Below are 18192 nucleotides of genomic sequence, written 5' to 3'. Positions count from 1 at the left end.
GTACATACGATTCGCAGGCCTCCGGCCGGTCTATACTGCAAAGCGATCTGCGGTACGGACCGGCCGGAGGCCTGCGAATATCAGACGCGAAGGAAACCTTCGCGCCAGCGCTTTCAGCGCTTTCTTACCATCCCGGATTCTGCTTCAAAGTCGGGGTTCTTTGCAACTCATCCTGCATGATTGGAAACAGGTAATGCCTTGGCGTAACGAATACACGGCTTTCTACGAAATAGCGCTGCATACGGTATTTCTTCCCTTCTACGACGATCTTGCCATTCGCGTCTTCCACCGGCTTCATACCATTGATCATCCGCTGCGTTTTCGGATACGGCCAGTAGGCTTGTGCGCGCTGCTCGTTCGTTGCGCCTGCGCTTTGCCAGGCCTGCTCGCGGGCGAGTTCTTTGGCTGAGCTGGCTTCAAGGTATAGGCGTGAGGTCCAGATGCGGTTGTTTTCATAGAACAGCTCCACCCTTCTTTCGCGTTTGATGTATTCGTCCATCAATGCCTTGTTGCTCTGCGCTTCCGTCGGGATAGGCGCCATGAACGAGCGCTTTCTTACGTCATTCAGCATTTGGTAAATCTCGGCATTCGGCCCGGCTGACTCATTTACCGCTTCGGCATAAATGTAAATAAACTCCGGCAAGCGCCAGATCGGCGGGCCGCTGATGGCGAAACTCTTGTCGCGGTTCCACGATTCACGGAGGATTTTGCGGAGAAAATAACCGGTTGTCGAAGAGTTGGAAGCCCCGATTTTGTCCGCTCCTGTGGCCGTGTTAATCACCTTTCCTTTGAATGTAGACCCGTGATATACGATGTCGCGGTAGAACCGCGGGTCTCTTTTCACGCTTTCGTACGGATTACCGTCGTCGTAACCATCGGTTTTGGCGCGGGTACCGTAAACCGGGTAACCAAATCCGTTCGGCGCAATGTACTCATATTCATCCACTTGCTCCTGAACCGGCATCTGGCGGGAGCTTCCGCCCCAGCTTGGTGGGTAAATGTCGCCCTGCCAGTTGTTGTCCTTGTCACGGGTGACGAAGAAAACCGCTTCGTTCTGGAATGCCTGCATATCGTGGTACAAATCCCATAGCCGCGCAGGCACTTTGGAATTATTGTTGTCTACGCCCGCATCGTCCCGAAAATCGGCCGCGTCGTGGCCCTGGTAGAGGCTGTAACGCTGGCGGCCATCTACTTTATAATCAATCACCGCCTTGGCGGCTTCCTTCGCTTTCACCCAGCGATCTACATTATAAGCATATTCTCCGGCAAACTGGCGCGTGTCATTCGGGAACTGCCCGCCGTTCCACATTGGCGTAGCGGCCATCCAGGAAATCATCGCTTTCAGGCCCAGACAAGCCCCTTTATCCACACGCCCGAAATCGGCCCCGCCCCAACTGCCGGGCACCCGCGCAAATGCCGAGTCGCAATCCTGCTTGATCTTTTCCGCAATGGCGTGGAAAGATTCCTGCTTGAAATCCATCGCGCCGGTTGGCTGGATGGTATTGGTAATGTAAACCACCTCCCCGTACATACGCGCGGCCAGGTAATGGAAGTAGGCGCGCATGAAATAGGTTTCGCCGAGGCGCTTTTCGAGGTCGCCGGCTTGCAGCGGGTTATCCGGCGTATTGTATTTTCTCACACCTTCGAGGATCACATTGGCCTTGCGGATGCGGGAATATAAATCCCACCAGTATTGCCCGCGGCTGCTGCGGTCCGGCATGGCGTTGGGGTTCCAGTCGCCGGTATTGAATTTATTGGTCAGGCTACCTTCGGCTGTCGAGCCTTCTGCCTCGTCCGTTACGGGTGCCGAGGAGAAGTGTGAGAAAAAAACCAGCGGACTGTTGGAGCCCTTTGCATTATCGTACAAATCGGTGATCAGCTGGTTCATTTTGTTGTATCGGGTAAAAACCTGCTCGGCGTCTACCTGATCGTCGGGTTTGCGGTCGAGGAAATCCTGCTGGCAGCCCGACAGTACTACAAGACCGAATGCTATGCTCGTAAATATTTTTCTGGTATTCATAAAAGTCAGGTTAAATCAGAATGAAATGTCGACACCAAAATTCACCACCTTCTGGATCGGGTACCAGTCGCCTGAGCCCTCGCGGGTCTCGGGGTCCATATCCACGTCTTTGAGTCCGTCCCAGGTCAGCAGGTTCATCCCCTGCACGTAAATGCGGAAATTGTCGATACCGATCTTTTTAATCGCCGTTTTGGGCAGGTTATAGCCCACCTCGACGGTTTTCAAACGGATGTATTTCGAATTATACAGAAACAAGCTGCTGTTGCCATTCTTGTTGTTGCTGTGGTCTCCGAAATGCAAGGCCGGATAAGTGGCGGTCGCAGCGGTCTCGGGCGTCCACCGATTGAGGTGCATCGGTTTCACCTTGCCATATTTATCCTGGTTGAAAAGCGGGAAATCGTACACAGCCGCGCCGGAAAGCTGCACCGATGCTCGCGAAGCTCCCTGGAACAATGCACTGAAATCGAAATTTTTGAAGCGGCCACCAACCGGCAGACCGAACATCAGCTCCGGGTTACGCGGGTTACCTACGGCGGTACGGTCGCCGAGGTCGTCGATCTTGCCGTCATTATTCAAATCCTTGTAAATCACATCTCCCGGGCGAAGCGTACCGAACGACTGAAACCCGCTGCCGTTGTTCATCGCATTCAGCTGATTGGCTTCTTCCTGATTCGCGACGAAACGATCGAAAATGTAGTCGAAATGCTCGTCGATGCGTTTGCCGGTGTTGGCGCGGCCTGGCGACGCATAGGGTATTTCGTTCATGAAAATGATCTTGTTGCGGGCAAAAGTCATATTCGGACGAACGAAATAGGTGAAGTTTTTGCCAATGCTGCCCGTCCAGCCGACCTCGAAATCAAAACCTTTGTTGTTCACGATCCCCGAGTTCAGGAACGGCGCATCTTTACCAACAATGTCCGGGAAACCCAGCTTGTTACCGCCGCCCATATTGGTGATAATGTCGTAGCGGTGCTCGCGGAAGAGGTCCAGCGTCAATGTGAGGTGTTTCAGGAATGTGGCGTCGATACCGATATTGGTTTTGCGCGCCTTTTCCCAGGTCAGATTCGGATTGGCAAGGTCGCCTTCCGATAAGAACCCGCCCGCACCGGAGCCGAAGTTATCAGTACCGAAGTTGTAATCACCGTCGCGCCGCCCGAAATATTGCAGGTAAATGAAGCGCTTGTCGTCAGGAATTTTGTCGCTACCCACCAACCCGAACGAACCGCGGATTTTCAGGTTATTGAGCCAGGTTTGCGTGTTGGTCATGAAGCGCTCTTTGGTAAGCACCCAACCGGCTGCTACCGACGGGAAGAACCCGTAACGCTTGCCCTTCGCGAAGTTCTCCGATCCGTTATAGGCCGCATTCACTTCGAGCAAATAGCGGTCGTCGTACCCGTACGTCGCCCGCGCGGTAACGCCCTGGTAACTGAACGGCACCTGATTGTTGATCACCCGTTTCGACCGGTTGAAAAGCACCATTCCCGTCACATCATGCAGCCCGAAGTTGCGCATATAGTCGAGTTTCGCCTGGAAATAGGCCCGGCTTTCATTGTCTTTATTCTCATAACCGTTCCCGATCGTCTGGTCGACATTGTACTTGTTCCCCGACTTGTATGCGCCCGTGTAATGTCCCGGCGTGCGATAAACATCGCTTCCGGCTGTAGGCACGAATGTCGCATAGCCCGGATATTCGCGGTAACCTTCCGAATAGGTGCCCACCTTGCGATCGATCCAGCCGCCGTCGTTGGCGTCGTAAGAGAACATTCCTTCAATGGAAAGCCCTTTGGTGATAAAATTCAGCTTGTGCCCCAGCGAGAATGAACCGTTCAGATAGGTATTTTTCTCATTCAGAAACCCCGTGCGGCTAAGCTCTCCCAGGATGTTGAAGCGGTAAATCTGGTCGCCATACAGCATTCCCAGCGGGTTGTTGGCCAGGAAAACCTTGTTCGCGGGATCATCGTTCGGTTCCACGGTGATCGGCAGGTACGAGGGCTGGGTGTTGGCCAGCTCCACAATGCGTGCGGCAGAGGTACCTGGCGCATTGCGGTCGGTAATGCGTGCCCCGAGATCCAGTTTGGCGTAGAAATTGTCCGTAATGTCGATATCGATGTTCGAGCGGAAATTGTAACGCTTGAAAACGGCCTGCGTGCTATTCGCCGCCAGATCGGTATGGCGGTAGTTACCATCTTGCTGGAAGTAGTTGGCCAGGACGAAATACCTGGCCCTCAACGATCCACCGCTAATAGATAAACTGTAATCATGCTGCACACCCGGCTTGAATGCATAATCGAAATAATTCCAATTGTAACCCAGCCCGTCGGAGTTATCGCCTTTCGCCCTGCGGAAATCGGCAATGGCCTGCTCCGAGAACAGGTTCAACGTCGTCGGATCGGCATCCGGGTTGTCGTTTTTTCTTGCCTCGTTATAAAGCATCGCATAATCCGCCGAACCGAGGTAAGTCGGAAATTTCACGGGTTGATTAACCCCTACCGACGCTTTGAAATTCACGGTCGCCTTATCCTGCACCTTCCCACGGCGGGTGGTGATCAGTATTACGCCATTCGCACCGCGCACACCGTAAGGCGCTGTGGCCGAGGCATCTTTCAAAATCGTAAATGTTTCAATCTCCGAAGGCGCCAGGTAATCCATGCTCCGTTCGAGGCCGTCGATGATCACGATTGGCGCTTTGTTTCCGTAAGTGGCCGTACCGCGGATGAAAATATCGCTCCGGTCCACACCAGGCTCGCCACCGCTGAACTGGTTCGCAAATAACCCCGGCAACCTTCCCGCCAATGCATTGGTAATGCTGGCCGTCGGGCTTTGTTTCAAATCTTCGGTGGTAATGGTCGCGATTGAGCCGGTAATGGTCGCTTTACGCTGCGAACCGTAGCCTATGATCACGATTTCTTCCAATCCATTCAAATCCTCTTCCAGCTGAATGCTTAGCGTCGTTTGAGCGCCTACTGTTTGTTCCTTTTTGAGATAACCAATGAAAGAAACCACCAGCACGTCGCCCGCCTCGGCTTCCACGGTAAATTTCCCGCTGGCATCGGCCGAAGTTCCCTTGTCGGTACCTTTCACGACCACCGTCGCGCCCGGCAACGGGTTACCTTTCGCATCGGCGACGGTACCGGTAATTTCCCGGATAATCGTTTCGGGCAATGCCGGCACATTAATGCCCGGCACGGGGCCGGCCCCGTTATTCTCTTCCTTTTTATAGATCGCGATTTGCTTACCTATTACCTTATACGTCAGGTCTGTTCCTTTGAGTGCGGCGTTCAGGATAGCCGGCACAGTTTCATTTTTCAGGTTAAGATTAATATTAACTTCCTGCTTTCCCGAAAAAAGGTCATCTCTGTAAAATATGCGGTAACTGGTTTGTTCCTGAATCTGCCTGAACAGCGTAGCCAGATTTCCGTTCCGGATTTTGACGTCCATCCTGCTTTTCTGAGAATACCCCGTTGCATGCACGCTCATCATCCCGACCCATAACAGTACGACTGTCAGTTTCATGATTCTCAGCAGTTTTGATGGGTGCAATTTTCCCAAAGGGCAATACCCTTTCTGGTCAAATTTTTTCATAAATTTGATTTGACTTTTGTTAATACAATGGTTTAAGGATCACTTGCTTGCCGGCAAGTGTGAAGATTCGGGAAACGTTGCCGCGTTTCCCGTTTTTTATGGCTTGATAGTGCTTTCCTCCAATACGTACCTCCTTTCGTTAGGTTGTTGTTTGTAATTGAGCCCGGTTGTCAGCGCGAGCATTTTCAATACGTCGCGGACGTCCTCTTGCAGAATGAGTGATCCCCTGAATTTGACGCCCGCGAGTTTCGGTTGTTTTAGTTCTATATCTACTCTGTAATACCTCATTACTTTTCTCAGGATTTCGCTCAACGGCGCTACATTCAGTACCAGGGAGCCGTCTTTCCACGAAACATATTCCTGTACATCCACCTGTTGCGTCTGCAATGCCGCCCGCTCCTGGTCGAAAACCGCCCGCGTCCCCGGCACAATCTTCGTTTTCTTCGAACCGAAAAGCGCCTGCCGCTGCGTGGTGAGCTCAACACTGCCTTTTGTGAGCACGGTAGCCGTATAATTGTCGTCGTCGTAGGCACTTACATCGAATTCAGTACCCAGCACTTTTACTTCCATATCTTTGGTATGGACATAAAAAGGCGCATTTTCGGCATGGGTGACCGAGAAATAGGCCTGACCTTCGAGATATACCTCGCGCTGGCCTTTGTCAAAATGCGACGGATATACCAGCTTGGAGCCGGAGTTCAGCCAGATACGCGTCCCGTCGGAAAGCGTCAGCACCGACCGCTTGCCGTAGGGCACGATCAATGTATTAAACTGCTGATCCCCGGCCACTTGCTGGCCTATTGTCGATGAAGAGTCAACCTGAATGAGCGCACCGTTTTCTTTGTAAACGACGCTTGAATGGTCTTTCCGCAAGCTCACTGCGCGTTCATCGGCGAGAATAAGCCGGGTTTCTTCCGGTATTTCCCTTGCTTTCGCGGCCACATCCTGCATTACCCGCGCGGAATCTTCGTAGAAAACGAGGTAACCGACACCCGCCAGCAACAGCAACGTCACCGAAGCCGCCGCAGCGATCCAGAAGGTATTGAATGATCTTTGTTTTCTCTGCGAGATGGTTTCTTCCACCTGGTTCCAGAGTGCACCCTTTTCATTGGAAGAAAAGGTTTCGTTACGGAGGGTTTTAAACAGCAGCTTCGCCCGTTCGCCGGCCAATCTTTCCGCTTCGGTCAGATGTTCCGGTTCCTGTATCGGCTCCTGTTTGTTGCTTTTTCTTTTCATGAAAGCGCTTGTTTAAACTACAAGAGCGCAACCGGTTGCAGATATAGACTTCTAAAAGGATTTATTTTAACAAAAAATAGAAAATATTTTCTTAACAACACATTATCAGGAAGATAGCACCAAATTCTAGCTTGCCGCGCAGCTCCTTCAGGGCGCGGTACACGAATGTGCGGCAGGTAGGCACGGAAATCTGCATGATCGCAGCAATTTCGTCGTAGTCGAGATCCTGGTGGAAACGCAGGTAAAGTATCTCGCGCTGGCGGTCGGGAAGCCGGTTAATTTCGGCGGCAAGGTGTTGCAGGATTTCGCGCTCCTTTTCGTCCATGATCAGTTCCTGTTCGATGCTAAAAGTGAATGCGCTGATGGCCAGCGAGTCTTCGGTATCCCAGCGGTCGAAACGCAGCATCGAGGATTTCCGGTGCGCCAGGTGCAACTTCCGGCGGAGGGATTTGAGCAGGTAAAACTTCACATTAGCGTCCTGGGCCAGGTTTTTCCGGTAACCATGCAAATCGATGAACAGGTCGTGAATGCAATCCTTTACCAGGTCGCGGTCGGTGCTATACCGCATACCGAATGCGTACAGCACGTCGGCGTACTGATCATAGAGCTTGCTAAACGCATCGGGATCGCCGGAAATGAAGCGTAGCCAGGTATCATGATCCGGATCGGAATGTGTCATAACGCAGAGTTCAATGCATGTTTCCCCAAAACGTTTCTCCAAACGGTTTTCCAAAGGGGCATTAAATTTAATGAGTATCCATTAAAGTTATCAAATATCTCCTGTTTCTTCTCCCTATTTTTATACCGGTATATTTGGAGCGGCCGGTATGCTTGCCAAGTGCGCAGATACTTTTTACTTTGCATCAAAAAAGCAATCAACATGGAACCAGCACTATTAAATGAAGTCCCGTCGCTCGATTTGGCCGATTTTACATCGGGAGACGCCCAGCGCAAGCAGCAGTTTGTGAAAGACCTGGGCGCCGCATTTACCAACATCGGTTTTGTAGCCATTAAGAATCACGGGCTAAGCGATGCGTTGCGCAACGATCTTTACGCAAGTGTAAAGGAATTCTTTTCGCAGCCTGACGAGACCAAGAAAAAGTACGAGTTCCCTGAATTGTTCGGCCAGCGCGGCTATATCGGCAAAGGCAAAGAAACGGCAAAAGGTTTCAAAGTCGCCGATTTGAAAGAATTTTACCACGTAGGCCAGCCCGAGCCTATCGGCCAGATGCCCTCCAATATTTTTCCCGACGAATTTCCGGATTTCAAAAAACATACCCTGGAAGTTTACCATACCTTCGAAAATACCGGCAAAACGCTGCTGCGCGCCATTGCCATTTACCTCGACCTTCCCGAGGATTATTTCGAAGATAAGGTCAAAAACGGCGACAGCCTGCTTCGCGCATTGCATTACTTTCCAATCCCCAACCCTGAACTGGTACCGGAAGGGGCCGTAAGGGCCGCGGCGCACGGAGATATCAACCTCATTACCCTGCTCATGGGCGCCAGCGCCGAGGGCCTCGAAGTGCTCCGCCGGGATGGCAAATGGATCGCCATTACCGCATTACCCGACCAGATCGTAGTGAATGTGGGCGATATGCTCGACCGGCTGACGAACCACAAACTCAAATCGACCATTCACCGCGTTGTCAATCCGCCGCGTGAGAAAATGGGCACTTCGCGCTATTCCATTCCGTTTTTCATGCACCCGCGCGCCGACATGGACCTGACGAGCCTCGAAAGCTGCGTTACGCCCGAGTATCCGAAGCTGTACATTAACATGACTGCCGGGGAGTTTCTCGATGAACGTTTGCGGGAGCTCGGTTTGAAAAAATAAAAGTACCCTCAGCTTGTCTTACCCACCCATCCGTCGCTTTCGTTACATCATTTACCTGATGGACATCCTTCTGCTGTCGCTCACGGCATTCGGAGGACCGCAGGTACACCTGATGATGATGATCGAGCGGCTCGTACACAAGCGCAGGTACGTAACAGAAGAAGAATTACTTGAATTACAGGCACTTTGCTCGATATTGCCTGGCCCCAGTTCCACGCAGACAGTGACGGCAATAGGCTTGAAAATAGGCGGACAGCCACTCGCCTACCTGACGTTGCTGGTATGGTCGCTGCCCGCGATGCTATTGATGACATTGGCCGCCATCGGCATCCATTACCTCGAACGGAATGCTATTTCGCTGGATTTCACGCGGTTTGTCGGGCCGATGGCCGTCGCCTTCCTCATGTATGGTGCGTCCTCCATTGCCCGGAAGGTCATCCATAACACACAGGGTTGGACGTTTCTCGTCATCTCGACCATCCTTGCTTACCTGTACCCGTCGCCTTACATGACGCCTGTGCTCATCGTTTGCGGCGGTGTAGCGGCTTCGCTCAATTTCAAGAAGCACGAGAAGATGGAGAAGGCCGAGATCCGCATTAAATGGCGGCCCATTATTTTCTGGATTTCGGTACTGATCACGGCGGCAATCATCGGTAAAGTCACTAATTCGTTGCCTGTGCGGCTTTTCGAAAACTTCTACCGGAACGGCAGCCTTGTTTTTGGCGGCGGACAGGTGCTGATCCCTATTCTTTACAACGAATTTGTTACGTTTAAGCATTACCTGACCGAACAGGAGTTCCTCGCGGGCATGGCGCTCACGCAGGTGGTCCCCGGGCCGGTGTTCTCCATCGCTACATTTGTCGGGAGTGTATCGTTGCAATCCCACGGCTGGTTTGGCCAGATTGTCGGCGGATTTGTAGCAACGGCCGGTATCTTCCTGCCCGGCACGTTCTTCATCTTTTTTGCCTACCCTTTCTGGGACCAGCTGAAACGCTACCGCGGCATCCGCGCCTCCCTCGAAGGCATCCATGCGGCCAGCTGCGGCCTCACCATCGCTGCCGCCATCTCGCTCTTCCAGCCGATGATGACCAATGTTCAACCGGTTGTGACCGTCATTGTGACGCTGATTGTTGTGGCGTTTGGCAAGGTACCTTCGTATCTGATCATTCTGGCGGGGTTGTTGCTGGGGCTGCTCTTCTAGCTTGTTTCGCTGGGAGAACGGGAAACGTTGCGTATCTTTACTTAGACTTCATTGCAAAACTTAACACGAAGGATATGCTTTTGGAACTGAATGATAATGTAATAAAAAGTACCGGACTCACCGAGCAGGAGTTGAGGATCGAACTGGCTGTGCGTCTGTACGAAGATGGGAAAATAACCGTCGGCCAGGGTGGAACGATGACCGGGCTGGGCAGTATTCGCTTCCAGAAAGAGCTCGGGAAACGTAAAATCGCTTGGCATTACGATGTCGAGGACTTCGAAGCCGATTTGGAAACACTAAAAAAGCTATCGTTTGATCGTAATAAGTGATACCTCCGTCATCAGCGGACTCGTGCAATCGGGGCATCTACATGTCCTGAAAAATCTCTATGAATGTATCATTATACCAAAGCGGGTTTATCTCGAGTTGCAGGACCTCAATCCTTCGTTCCGGGAAAAACTTGAATCGGAATGGATCGAGGTGAGAGAAGTGGCAAATACATCTCTCGTAAACGAACTTGCCGATGTCCTCGATCCCGGAGAAGCAGAAGCTATTGCGCTGGCGACAGAACTTCGGGCAGATCTGATCCTGATTGATGAAATGAACGGCCGCGCTGTCGCCACACAAATGGGATTATCTGTGATTGGAACTTTGGGAGCACTGGCAGAAGCAAAGCAGAAAAACTATATCTCCGCTGTAAAGCCCGTGATTGAAATATTAGTGAATGAATGCGGGTTTTGGCTCAAACCTAGCCTTATCGAAAGAGTTTTAAAATCAGTAAATGAACAATACCAAGCATAAGCATTTCCAAAACCCAATGACCAGACACCACCTAACCTTACTAACACTCCTTTTACTCACCGCATTCACCGCAAAAGCACAGATCAGCACCCCGCCCGGCTTTTTACATAAAAACAGACAGTGGGTCGATTCCGTATTTGCGACTTTGACACCCGATGAACGCATTGCGCAGCTGATTATGGTCGCCGCCGTTTCGGATACCAAGCGGGCGTTGATTGATCCGAAAACCAGTAACCCGACCGTAGTTGAGAAGCTGATCCGCGAAAATAAGGTCGGCGGGATCGTGTTTTTTCAGGGCGGGCCTGTACCGCAGGCGAGGCTGACCAATTATTATCAATCGATTTCAAAAGTACCATTGCTGGTGGCGATGGATGCGGAATTCGGGCTGGCGATGCGCATCGATAGCACCGTTCGTTACCCGTATCAAATGACTTTGGGTGCCATTCAAGGCAATAATGACCTGATTTACGAAATGGGAGCCCAACTCGCGAAACAGGCGAGGAGATTGGGGATGCATATCAACTTTGCGCCGGTAGCGGATGTCAATAACAATCCCAATAATCCGGTGATCAGCTTCCGCTCGTTCGGAGAAAATAAATACAAGGTGGCTGAAAAGGCTGTCGCGTATATGCGTGGCATGCAGGATAACGGCCTGCTCACCAGCGCGAAACACTTTCCGGGCCACGGCGATACCGGCACCGATTCGCATTACGACCTGCCACTGATCCCGCACTCCGTGCAGCGCATTGATTCGCTGGAACTTTACCCTTTCCGCGTGCTGATCAACAACGGGTTGAGCGGTATGATGATCGCACATTTGAGCATTCCGGCGCTCGACAAAACGCCTAATCTGCCTTCCACTCTCTCCAAACCGATCGTTACGAACCTGCTGCGCAGCCAGCTGGGATTTGAAGGGCTGATCTACTCCGACGCCATGAATATGAAGGGCGTAACCAAATACTTCCCGGATGGCAAAGCCGACGCTATGGGCCTAGAAGCGGGGATGGACCTGCTGGAATTCACCGAAGACGTGAACAAATCCATTGCCGAGATCAAAAAGAGCATTGCCGAAGGGAAAATTACCCAGGCGGAGATCGATTTCCGCTGCCGGAAAGTACTGGAAGCGAAAGCATGGGCAGGTCTTAACCATTACAAACCGGTTGACCTCAACAACCTGTACGAAGACCTGAACCCCAAAGCGGCGGAACTAACCAACCGGTTGCTCACCGAAAAGGCCCTCACGATACTTAAAAACGACGACAACATTCTGCCGCTCCGCGAGCTGGATACGCTCAAAATCGCTTCTATTTCCCTGGGCGCCGACACTATTACCACTTTCCAGAATACGCTCGGACTTTACACTACCGTCGATCATTTCCAGATTCCCGCCAAGGCTACCGCCGGGCAGATCGAAGCGGTACGTTCTAAATTGAATGCCTATAACCTCCTCCTCGTAGGCGTACATTTAGGCAGCATTTCCCCGCGGACCAGCTACGGCCTTACGGAGCCGATGAGCGCCGTTTTGCAAGAACTGATCGCGACTAAAAAAGCGGTGGTTTCCGTTTTCGGAAATCCCTATGCACTGAATAAAATGCCTAAAACCGACGATGCCAAAGCGCTCGTCATGGCTTATCAGCTGACTTCTTTTACGCAGGATTTATCGGCGCAACTGATATTTGGCGCGATTCCAGCGCAGGGTAAGCTACCGGTGACGGTGAATGCGCAGTATCCATACAATGCGGGCATTGAAACACCGTCGCTGGGCAGATTGAAATACACCATTCCGGAGGAACTCGGGCTGGATTCGAAGGTGATTACTTTTAAAATAGACTCTATTGCTAACGCGGCCGTAACACAAAAGGCGACGCCCGGCTGTGTCGTTCAACTGGCCAAGGATGGAAAAGTATTCTTCCGTAAAGCCTACGGTAAACATACCTATGAGGGCAACCATTCTGTAAAAGTGACGGATTTGTACGACCTCGCTTCGGTGACCAAAATCACCGCTTCTACTCTCGCATTGATGAGCCTGTGGGACGCGAAAAAGTTTGATCTCGACGCGACGATGAAGGATTACCTGCCCGATTTCGAAGGCTCCAACAAAGCCGACCTCCCATGGCGCCGCGTGCTCACCCATAGCGCCCGCCTGAAAGCATTTATCGTGCTTTGGAAAGAGGCCCAGAAAGCGGATGGCAGTTGGAAAAAGAAGACATTCAGTACCAAACAATCCAAACGCTACCCTACTTCGGTGGTGGGCGACAGTCTGTTTATTTTTAAGAATTACGACAAGACCATTTTCAAATCGATCCGCAATTCTCCTTTGAATGAAAAGGAAGGCTACGTTTACAGCGACCTTTCATTTATCCTTTATCCACAAATCGTAAAACGGCTGAGTGGCGAGAATTTCGAGGATTATCTCAAAAATCATTATTACCATAAACTCGGCGCTAACACGCTTACTTTCAACCCGAAACGATTTTACAAACTCGACGACATCGTGCCTACCGAACGCGACACGTTCTTCCGCATGACACAACTGCACGGCCAGGTACATGACGAAGCCGCAGCCATGCTTGGCGGTTTGAGCGGCCACGCGGGGCTTTTCGGGACTTCGAACGACGTGATGAAAGTGTGGCAAATGTACTTGCAGGACGGCTATTACGGCGGCCAGCAGTTGCTGAGCAAGGACGCATTGATCGAATTCACGCGCTACCAGTATCCGGAAGAGGGCAGCCGCCGCGGTATCGGATTTGATAAACCGACATTCAAATACAGCGGCAATGCGCCGCGGTATGCAAGCCCGTCGAGCTTCGGGCATACAGGTTACACGGGTATTATGACCTGGGCCGATCCGGCGTGGGGGCTGAATTACGTATTTTTGTCGAACAGGGTGTACCCGACGCGCGAGAACAACAAGATCTCGACGCTGAACATCCGCACGTCGATCATGGATGTGGTTTACGAGCAGCTTTTAAAAAAGTAACTCCGGTTACCCACACCGAACCCTGAACTTGCTACCTTTGCAATACTCACGAACAAGGTTATCATAATGTACTATCGGTTTGACAAAGAAAAAGCGTCCCGACGGCCCGGAATCACGCCGTTGAAGGAAGCTATCGATCAAATGCTCGATAGGTACAAGCTGCGTAACCGTTTCGACCAATCCTACGTGGTTGCGCATTGGGACAAGATCATGGGTTCGGCCATTGCGAGCCGCACCAAGAAAGTGTATATCAAAGACAACATCCTCTTCCTGCAAATCGAATCCGCACCGCTCCGCAACGAACTTTTCCGCGCGAAAGCCAAGATCATCGAGCTGATTAACCGCGAAATGGGCAGTACGCTGGTGCAGGATGTGATTTTTGTCTGAAACTGCGCGCCGGTTCATCGGGACAGTTTTAGAGAAAAGATGTAAATTCAAGTCTGGATTAAACATTTAAAGACATGACTACGCTGACTATAAAAACTGACAACAAGGAGGTGATAAATGCTGTCAGGGCTCTTCTGAATTGGTTCAAAGTTGAATTTGAAGAACGGGAAGAACCATACGATCCTGAATTCGTGGCGATGATCCTGGAAAGCGAGCAGCAAATCAAGGAAGGCAAAACCGTAAAATACGAACCCGGGACGAATCTATGGGATATGGTAAATTCCAAATAACATTTACCGAAAAAGCGATCACACACTTATCATTTTGGCAAAAATCCGGCAACAAAGTCATCATCAAGAAAATCGAGCAACTTCCGGAATCTATCTCCAACACCCCGGCGGAGGGAATCGGAAAGCCTGAACTTTTGAAACACGAACTAGCCGGGAGGTATTCCAGAAGGATCAGTCATGAACACCGTATTGTTTATCGGGTCGATGGTGATACCGTTTACATTCTTTCGCTGAAAGGCAATTATTAGTCAATATCTTTGCTGCCCAACCAAAAGCCAATAGTGGGCATTGCGTATTAATCTGAATGAATCCAATCCAGTTTCCTGCATTTCTGAAACCCGGTGACCGCATCGGGGTTTTGGCTCCGGCCAGTATTGTGAAGTATGATGATGTTGCGCCCGGTATCAGGTTATTTAAGGAACAATGGGGCCTTGAAGTGGTCGAGGGGAAAACTTTGAAGACTTCGTTTAACCAGTTTTCGGCTTCCGATGACGAACGGCTGGCGGATATACAGCAAATGCTTGATGATCCGTCAATCAAAGCCATTATCGCCGCCCGCGGAGGCTATGGCTGTTCCAGGATCGTGGATCGCCTCAATTTTGATCAATTTCTCCAACACCCGAAATGGATCGTCGGTTTCAGCGACCTGACGGCCTTTCTTGCCAGGACTTTCCAACTTGGTTATGCGAGCATCCATGCGCCCATGGCTAAAACCATCACGTGTGCGGGCGCGGAAGCGGCTGCGGAGTCGCTCAGGCAAATGCTTTTTGGCGAAATGCCAGCGTATGATGTGCCGGCTCACTCGCTGAACCGCTCCGGAAATGCCACGGCGCAGGTGGTAGGTGGAAATCTTTGCCTGCTAGCGCACATGATCGGGTCGGAAACCGAGATCGATACGGACGGCAAAATCCTTTTTATCGAAGATATCAATGAATACCTGTACAACCACGACCGGATGATGATCCAGCTCAAACGCTCGGGCAAGCTCGGTAAACTGGCGGGGCTGGTCGTAGGGCAGTTTACAGATATGAAAGACAATAGCAGCCCTACATTCGGCAAGGATGCATACGAGATCATTGCTGAGCATGTTGCTGAGTTCGGTTATCCGGTTTGTTTCAACTTCCCGGTCGGCCACGTCGGCGACAATCGCGCGATGGGCGTAGGCATGCAAGCTGAGCTGAACGTGTCGGAGCAGGGCGTACAATTACGTTTTCTATCCAATTCCACCGCTGTATAGCTTCTAGATATGACAAATTTTAAGGACAAGGTTGTCTGGATCACAGGGGCGTCGTCGGGGATCGGTGAGGCATTGGCAATGGCATTTGCCAGAGAAGGCGCGAAACTGGTGCTTACCGCCCGCCGCCGCGAGGAATTGGAACGAGTAAAACGGCAAACCGCATTGCCGGATGCCGATGTGTTGGTATTACCATTGGATGTCACCCAATTCGACCAGGCCAAACCTGCCACGGAGCAGGTAATCGCGCATTTCGGCCGTATCGATGTGATGGTACACAATGCGGGTGTCAGCCAGCGTTCGTACATCGACGACACCGATCTCGAAGTGTACCAGAGCTTGATGAACGTCAATTTTTTCAGTACCGTAGCGCTGACCAAAGCGGTTTTGCCACATATGATCGCCCAACAATCGGGGCATTTCATTGTTATGAGCAGTGTGGCGGGGAAAATCGGTACCATTATGCGCTCGGGCTACAATGCTGCCAAACATGCATTGCAGGGCTTTTACGACTCGCTGCGTGCCGAAGGTTATCAGCATAATATCAAAGTCACCACCATTTGCCCCGGCTACATCCGCACGAACATTTCGTTGAATGCATTGAATGCGTCGGGCGACAAGTTCGGTAAAATGGATAGCAACCAGGCCAGGGGTATTCCGGCGGACGTTTGTGCAGAAAAAATACTCAACGCCGTCAGTAGAGATAAAAAGGAAATTTATATCGGCGGATTTAAAGAAGTGGCTGCTATTTATCTCAAAAGGTTCTTCCCGAGCCTGTTGTTTGACCAGGTCAGGAAGAACATTCCGGAATAGCGGTTATTCCATAGCCCCTATGGAATAGCCGCTATGGAATAACCGCTATTTCGCTTTCGCTTTTTCGAGGTAATCGGTAGCCAAACGGGCGATGGAACGTACGCCGAGCACGAGGCTGCCTTCATCCACGTAAAAGTCGGGTGTATGGTGTGGTGCTGCTTCGGCAACAGTTTTACCTTTTGGCATACCTCCTAAAAAGAAGAAGAAACCAGGTACTTTCTGCTGATAGAAAGCAAAATCTTCTGCACCGGTTTTAACAGGAATTATATTCACATTTTCTTTCCCTGCTACATTTTCCAGCGTCCCGACCATTTTCGCGGTCAGTGCTTCGTCATTGTGAGTAACGGGGTACATCACATCAATGTCAACGGACGCCGTGGCGCCGGCACTTTCTGCAATGTTGGAGGAGATTTCATTGAGGCGCTTGTGCACGTAGGAATGCATTGTTTCGTCGAAAGTCCGGATGGTACCGATCATTTTCACCGATTCGGGGATGATATTCTGCCGCACGCCACCGTGAATGGCACCGATTGTCACGACCGCCGGCGCGTGCGTGAGATCGAGGTTACGGCTAACGATGGTCTGCAAAGCATTTACGATTTGCGCGGAAGTCACGATCGGGTCGATGCCCGACCATGGATACGCCCCATGTGTTTGCTTGCCTTTTACATCGATACTAAAAAAATCCACCGCAGCCATTGTCGCGCCAGGGCGGTAGGAAATCTTCCCGACTTCGATCTGCGAGTCGATATGCAGGCCGAAAATCGCATCTACTTTCGGATTTTCGAGCACGCCTTCTTTCACCATCAGTTCGGCGCCTCCTTCCTCGCCTTCCGGAGCTCCTTCCTCAGCCGGCTGGAATATGAATTTAATGGTCCCCGGGAGCTCATTTTTCACCGACGCCAGCACTTCGGCCACGCCCATGAGTATAGCGATGTGCGTGTCGTGCCCGCACGCGTGCATCACGCCCGTAGTTTGGCCTTTGTATTCGGTCGTCACTTTCGATTTGAAAGGAAGGTCCACCCGTTCGGCCACCGGCAGGCCATCCATATCGGCCCGTAGCGCCACCACCGGGCCCGGTTTGCCGCCTTTCAGAATACCAACGACGCCAGTATGCGCCACGCCGGTTGTCACTTCAATGCCCAGCTGTTTCAAATGACTCGCGACTTTCTCGGCTGTTTTGAACTCCCGGTTGCCTAGTTCAGGATTTTCGTGAAAATGGCGGCGCCATTCTACCAGTTTCTTTTCCAGCGCCGGTGCCTTCTGGTCGATGGATTTGGCTAATGACGATTGCGCAGATACGGACTGTGCTGTGATAGCAGCTATCAGCATTGCAGCGGACATACGGCACAGTTTGTTTGAAATCTTTCTTGTAAAAGGAGTTGTCATATAGAATTAGTAAAGGATCAGGTTTTTCAAGATCGGAAAGATATGCTTCGTTTCCAAAATAAAAAGAGCCCGTCTCAAATCATTTTTGGGACGGGCTTCTGTTTTAAATGGTTTACAAACGTGTTTTCCGATTGGTATAAGATTTTAGCGGCATGGGCAGTTCCTGAGCTAGATCAAGCCTATCTAAGCTGCCTTCTTCCTGATATTCTGTGCTATCGCAATCAATCCCCATTCGATCTCAACCTTTTGCTTGCCACGGAGCATGAACCGGCGAAAGTTGTGGTTATGCTTGATATTGCCGAAGACAGGTTCGACATCAAAGCACCGCTTTTTTCGTTTCTGGATTCCCTCTTCACTTTTCAGTAACTCGTCTGCCTGCTGTTTATGTCTTTCCAGGTCCACATTTACTTGGATAATCCTGT

At 51.1% G+C, this 18192-nt stretch carries 16 protein-coding genes; 10 read left to right on the top strand and 6 right to left on the bottom strand.

The window, feature by feature from the left end:
- Window positions 1-124: 124 nt before the first annotated feature.
- The 4 genes from BMW93_RS15425 to BMW93_RS15410 all read right to left on the bottom strand — a co-directional run bounded on the left by BMW93_RS15425 (window position 125) and on the right by BMW93_RS15410 (window position 7517).
- A complete protein-coding gene (locus BMW93_RS15425) occupies window positions 125-2020 on the bottom strand; it encodes a RagB/SusD family nutrient uptake outer membrane protein (RefSeq protein ID WP_090377782.1) in 1896 nt (631 codons plus the stop codon).
- 15 nt (window positions 2021-2035) lie between these two features.
- Window positions 2036-5533, bottom strand: coding sequence for a TonB-dependent receptor (locus tag BMW93_RS15420; RefSeq protein WP_229240469.1), 3498 nt, complete (start codon window positions 5531-5533; stop codon window positions 2036-2038).
- A 165-nt stretch (window positions 5534-5698) separates the two neighbouring features.
- Window positions 5699-6838, bottom strand: a complete 1140-nt coding sequence (locus BMW93_RS15415) for a FecR family protein (protein ID WP_090377777.1) — start codon at window positions 6836-6838, stop codon at window positions 5699-5701.
- A 91-nt stretch (window positions 6839-6929) separates the two neighbouring features.
- Window positions 6930-7517, bottom strand: a complete 588-nt coding sequence (locus tag BMW93_RS15410; protein WP_090377773.1) for an RNA polymerase sigma factor — start codon at window positions 7515-7517, stop codon at window positions 6930-6932.
- Between the two features lie 201 nt (window positions 7518-7718).
- Between BMW93_RS15410 and BMW93_RS15400 the strand changes: the two genes are divergently transcribed.
- The 10 genes from BMW93_RS15400 to BMW93_RS15355 all read left to right on the top strand — a co-directional run bounded on the left by BMW93_RS15400 (window position 7719) and on the right by BMW93_RS15355 (window position 16381).
- Entirely contained in the window at window positions 7719-8675 is a 957-nt protein-coding gene (locus tag BMW93_RS15400) for an isopenicillin N synthase family oxygenase (RefSeq protein ID WP_090377768.1), read from the top strand.
- Between the two features lie 58 nt (window positions 8676-8733).
- On the top strand, window positions 8734-9876 hold the full coding sequence (gene chrA, locus BMW93_RS15395; protein ID WP_090378797.1) for a chromate efflux transporter: 1143 nt from the start codon (window positions 8734-8736) through the stop codon (window positions 9874-9876).
- 74 nt (window positions 9877-9950) lie between these two features.
- Entirely contained in the window at window positions 9951-10205 is a 255-nt protein-coding gene (locus tag BMW93_RS15390; protein WP_090377765.1) for a UPF0175 family protein, read from the top strand.
- Entirely contained in the window at window positions 10189-10677 is a 489-nt protein-coding gene (locus BMW93_RS15385) for a DUF3368 domain-containing protein (protein WP_090377762.1), read from the top strand. Before BMW93_RS15390 ends, BMW93_RS15385 begins: the two co-directional genes overlap by 17 nt.
- Before the next feature lie 16 nt (window positions 10678-10693).
- On the top strand, window positions 10694-13657 hold the full coding sequence (locus tag BMW93_RS15380) for a glycoside hydrolase family 3 N-terminal domain-containing protein (RefSeq protein WP_090378794.1): 2964 nt from the start codon (window positions 10694-10696) through the stop codon (window positions 13655-13657).
- Window positions 13658-13723: 66 nt separating this feature from the next.
- Complete coding sequence (locus BMW93_RS15375; RefSeq protein WP_090377759.1) at window positions 13724-14044, top strand: DUF721 domain-containing protein; 321 nt, start codon at window positions 13724-13726, stop codon at window positions 14042-14044.
- A gap of 74 nt (window positions 14045-14118) precedes the next feature.
- Window positions 14119-14334 carry a DUF2683 family protein gene (locus BMW93_RS15370; RefSeq protein ID WP_090377756.1) on the top strand — a complete coding sequence of 72 codons (216 nt, stop codon included), beginning with the start codon at window positions 14119-14121 and terminating at the stop codon, window positions 14332-14334.
- Complete coding sequence (locus BMW93_RS36275) at window positions 14310-14582, top strand: Txe/YoeB family addiction module toxin (RefSeq protein WP_090377753.1); 273 nt, start codon at window positions 14310-14312, stop codon at window positions 14580-14582. Before BMW93_RS15370 ends, BMW93_RS36275 begins: the two co-directional genes overlap by 25 nt.
- A gap of 56 nt (window positions 14583-14638) precedes the next feature.
- Window positions 14639-15571: an LD-carboxypeptidase gene (locus tag BMW93_RS15360; RefSeq protein ID WP_090377749.1), complete on the top strand. Its 933-nt coding sequence runs from the start codon at window positions 14639-14641 to the stop codon at window positions 15569-15571.
- A 9-nt stretch (window positions 15572-15580) separates the two neighbouring features.
- A complete protein-coding gene (locus tag BMW93_RS15355) occupies window positions 15581-16381 on the top strand; it encodes an SDR family oxidoreductase (protein WP_090377746.1) in 801 nt (266 codons plus the stop codon).
- Window positions 16382-16426: 45 nt separating this feature from the next.
- Here the strand turns inward: BMW93_RS15355 and BMW93_RS15350 are convergent, their stop codons facing one another.
- Window positions 16427-17725 carry an amidohydrolase gene (locus tag BMW93_RS15350; protein ID WP_229240467.1) on the bottom strand — a complete coding sequence of 433 codons (1299 nt, stop codon included), beginning with the start codon at window positions 17723-17725 and terminating at the stop codon, window positions 16427-16429.
- 228 nt (window positions 17726-17953) lie between these two features.
- A partial coding sequence (locus tag BMW93_RS15345) for a transposase (RefSeq protein WP_143061660.1) occupies window positions 17954-18192 on the bottom strand: 239 nt, incomplete at its 5' end.

This window comes from Dyadobacter sp. SG02 (assembly GCF_900109045.1).
Classification (GTDB): Bacteria; Bacteroidota; Bacteroidia; order Cytophagales; family Spirosomataceae; genus Dyadobacter.
This window is presented reverse-complemented; position numbering and strand designations above follow the sequence as displayed.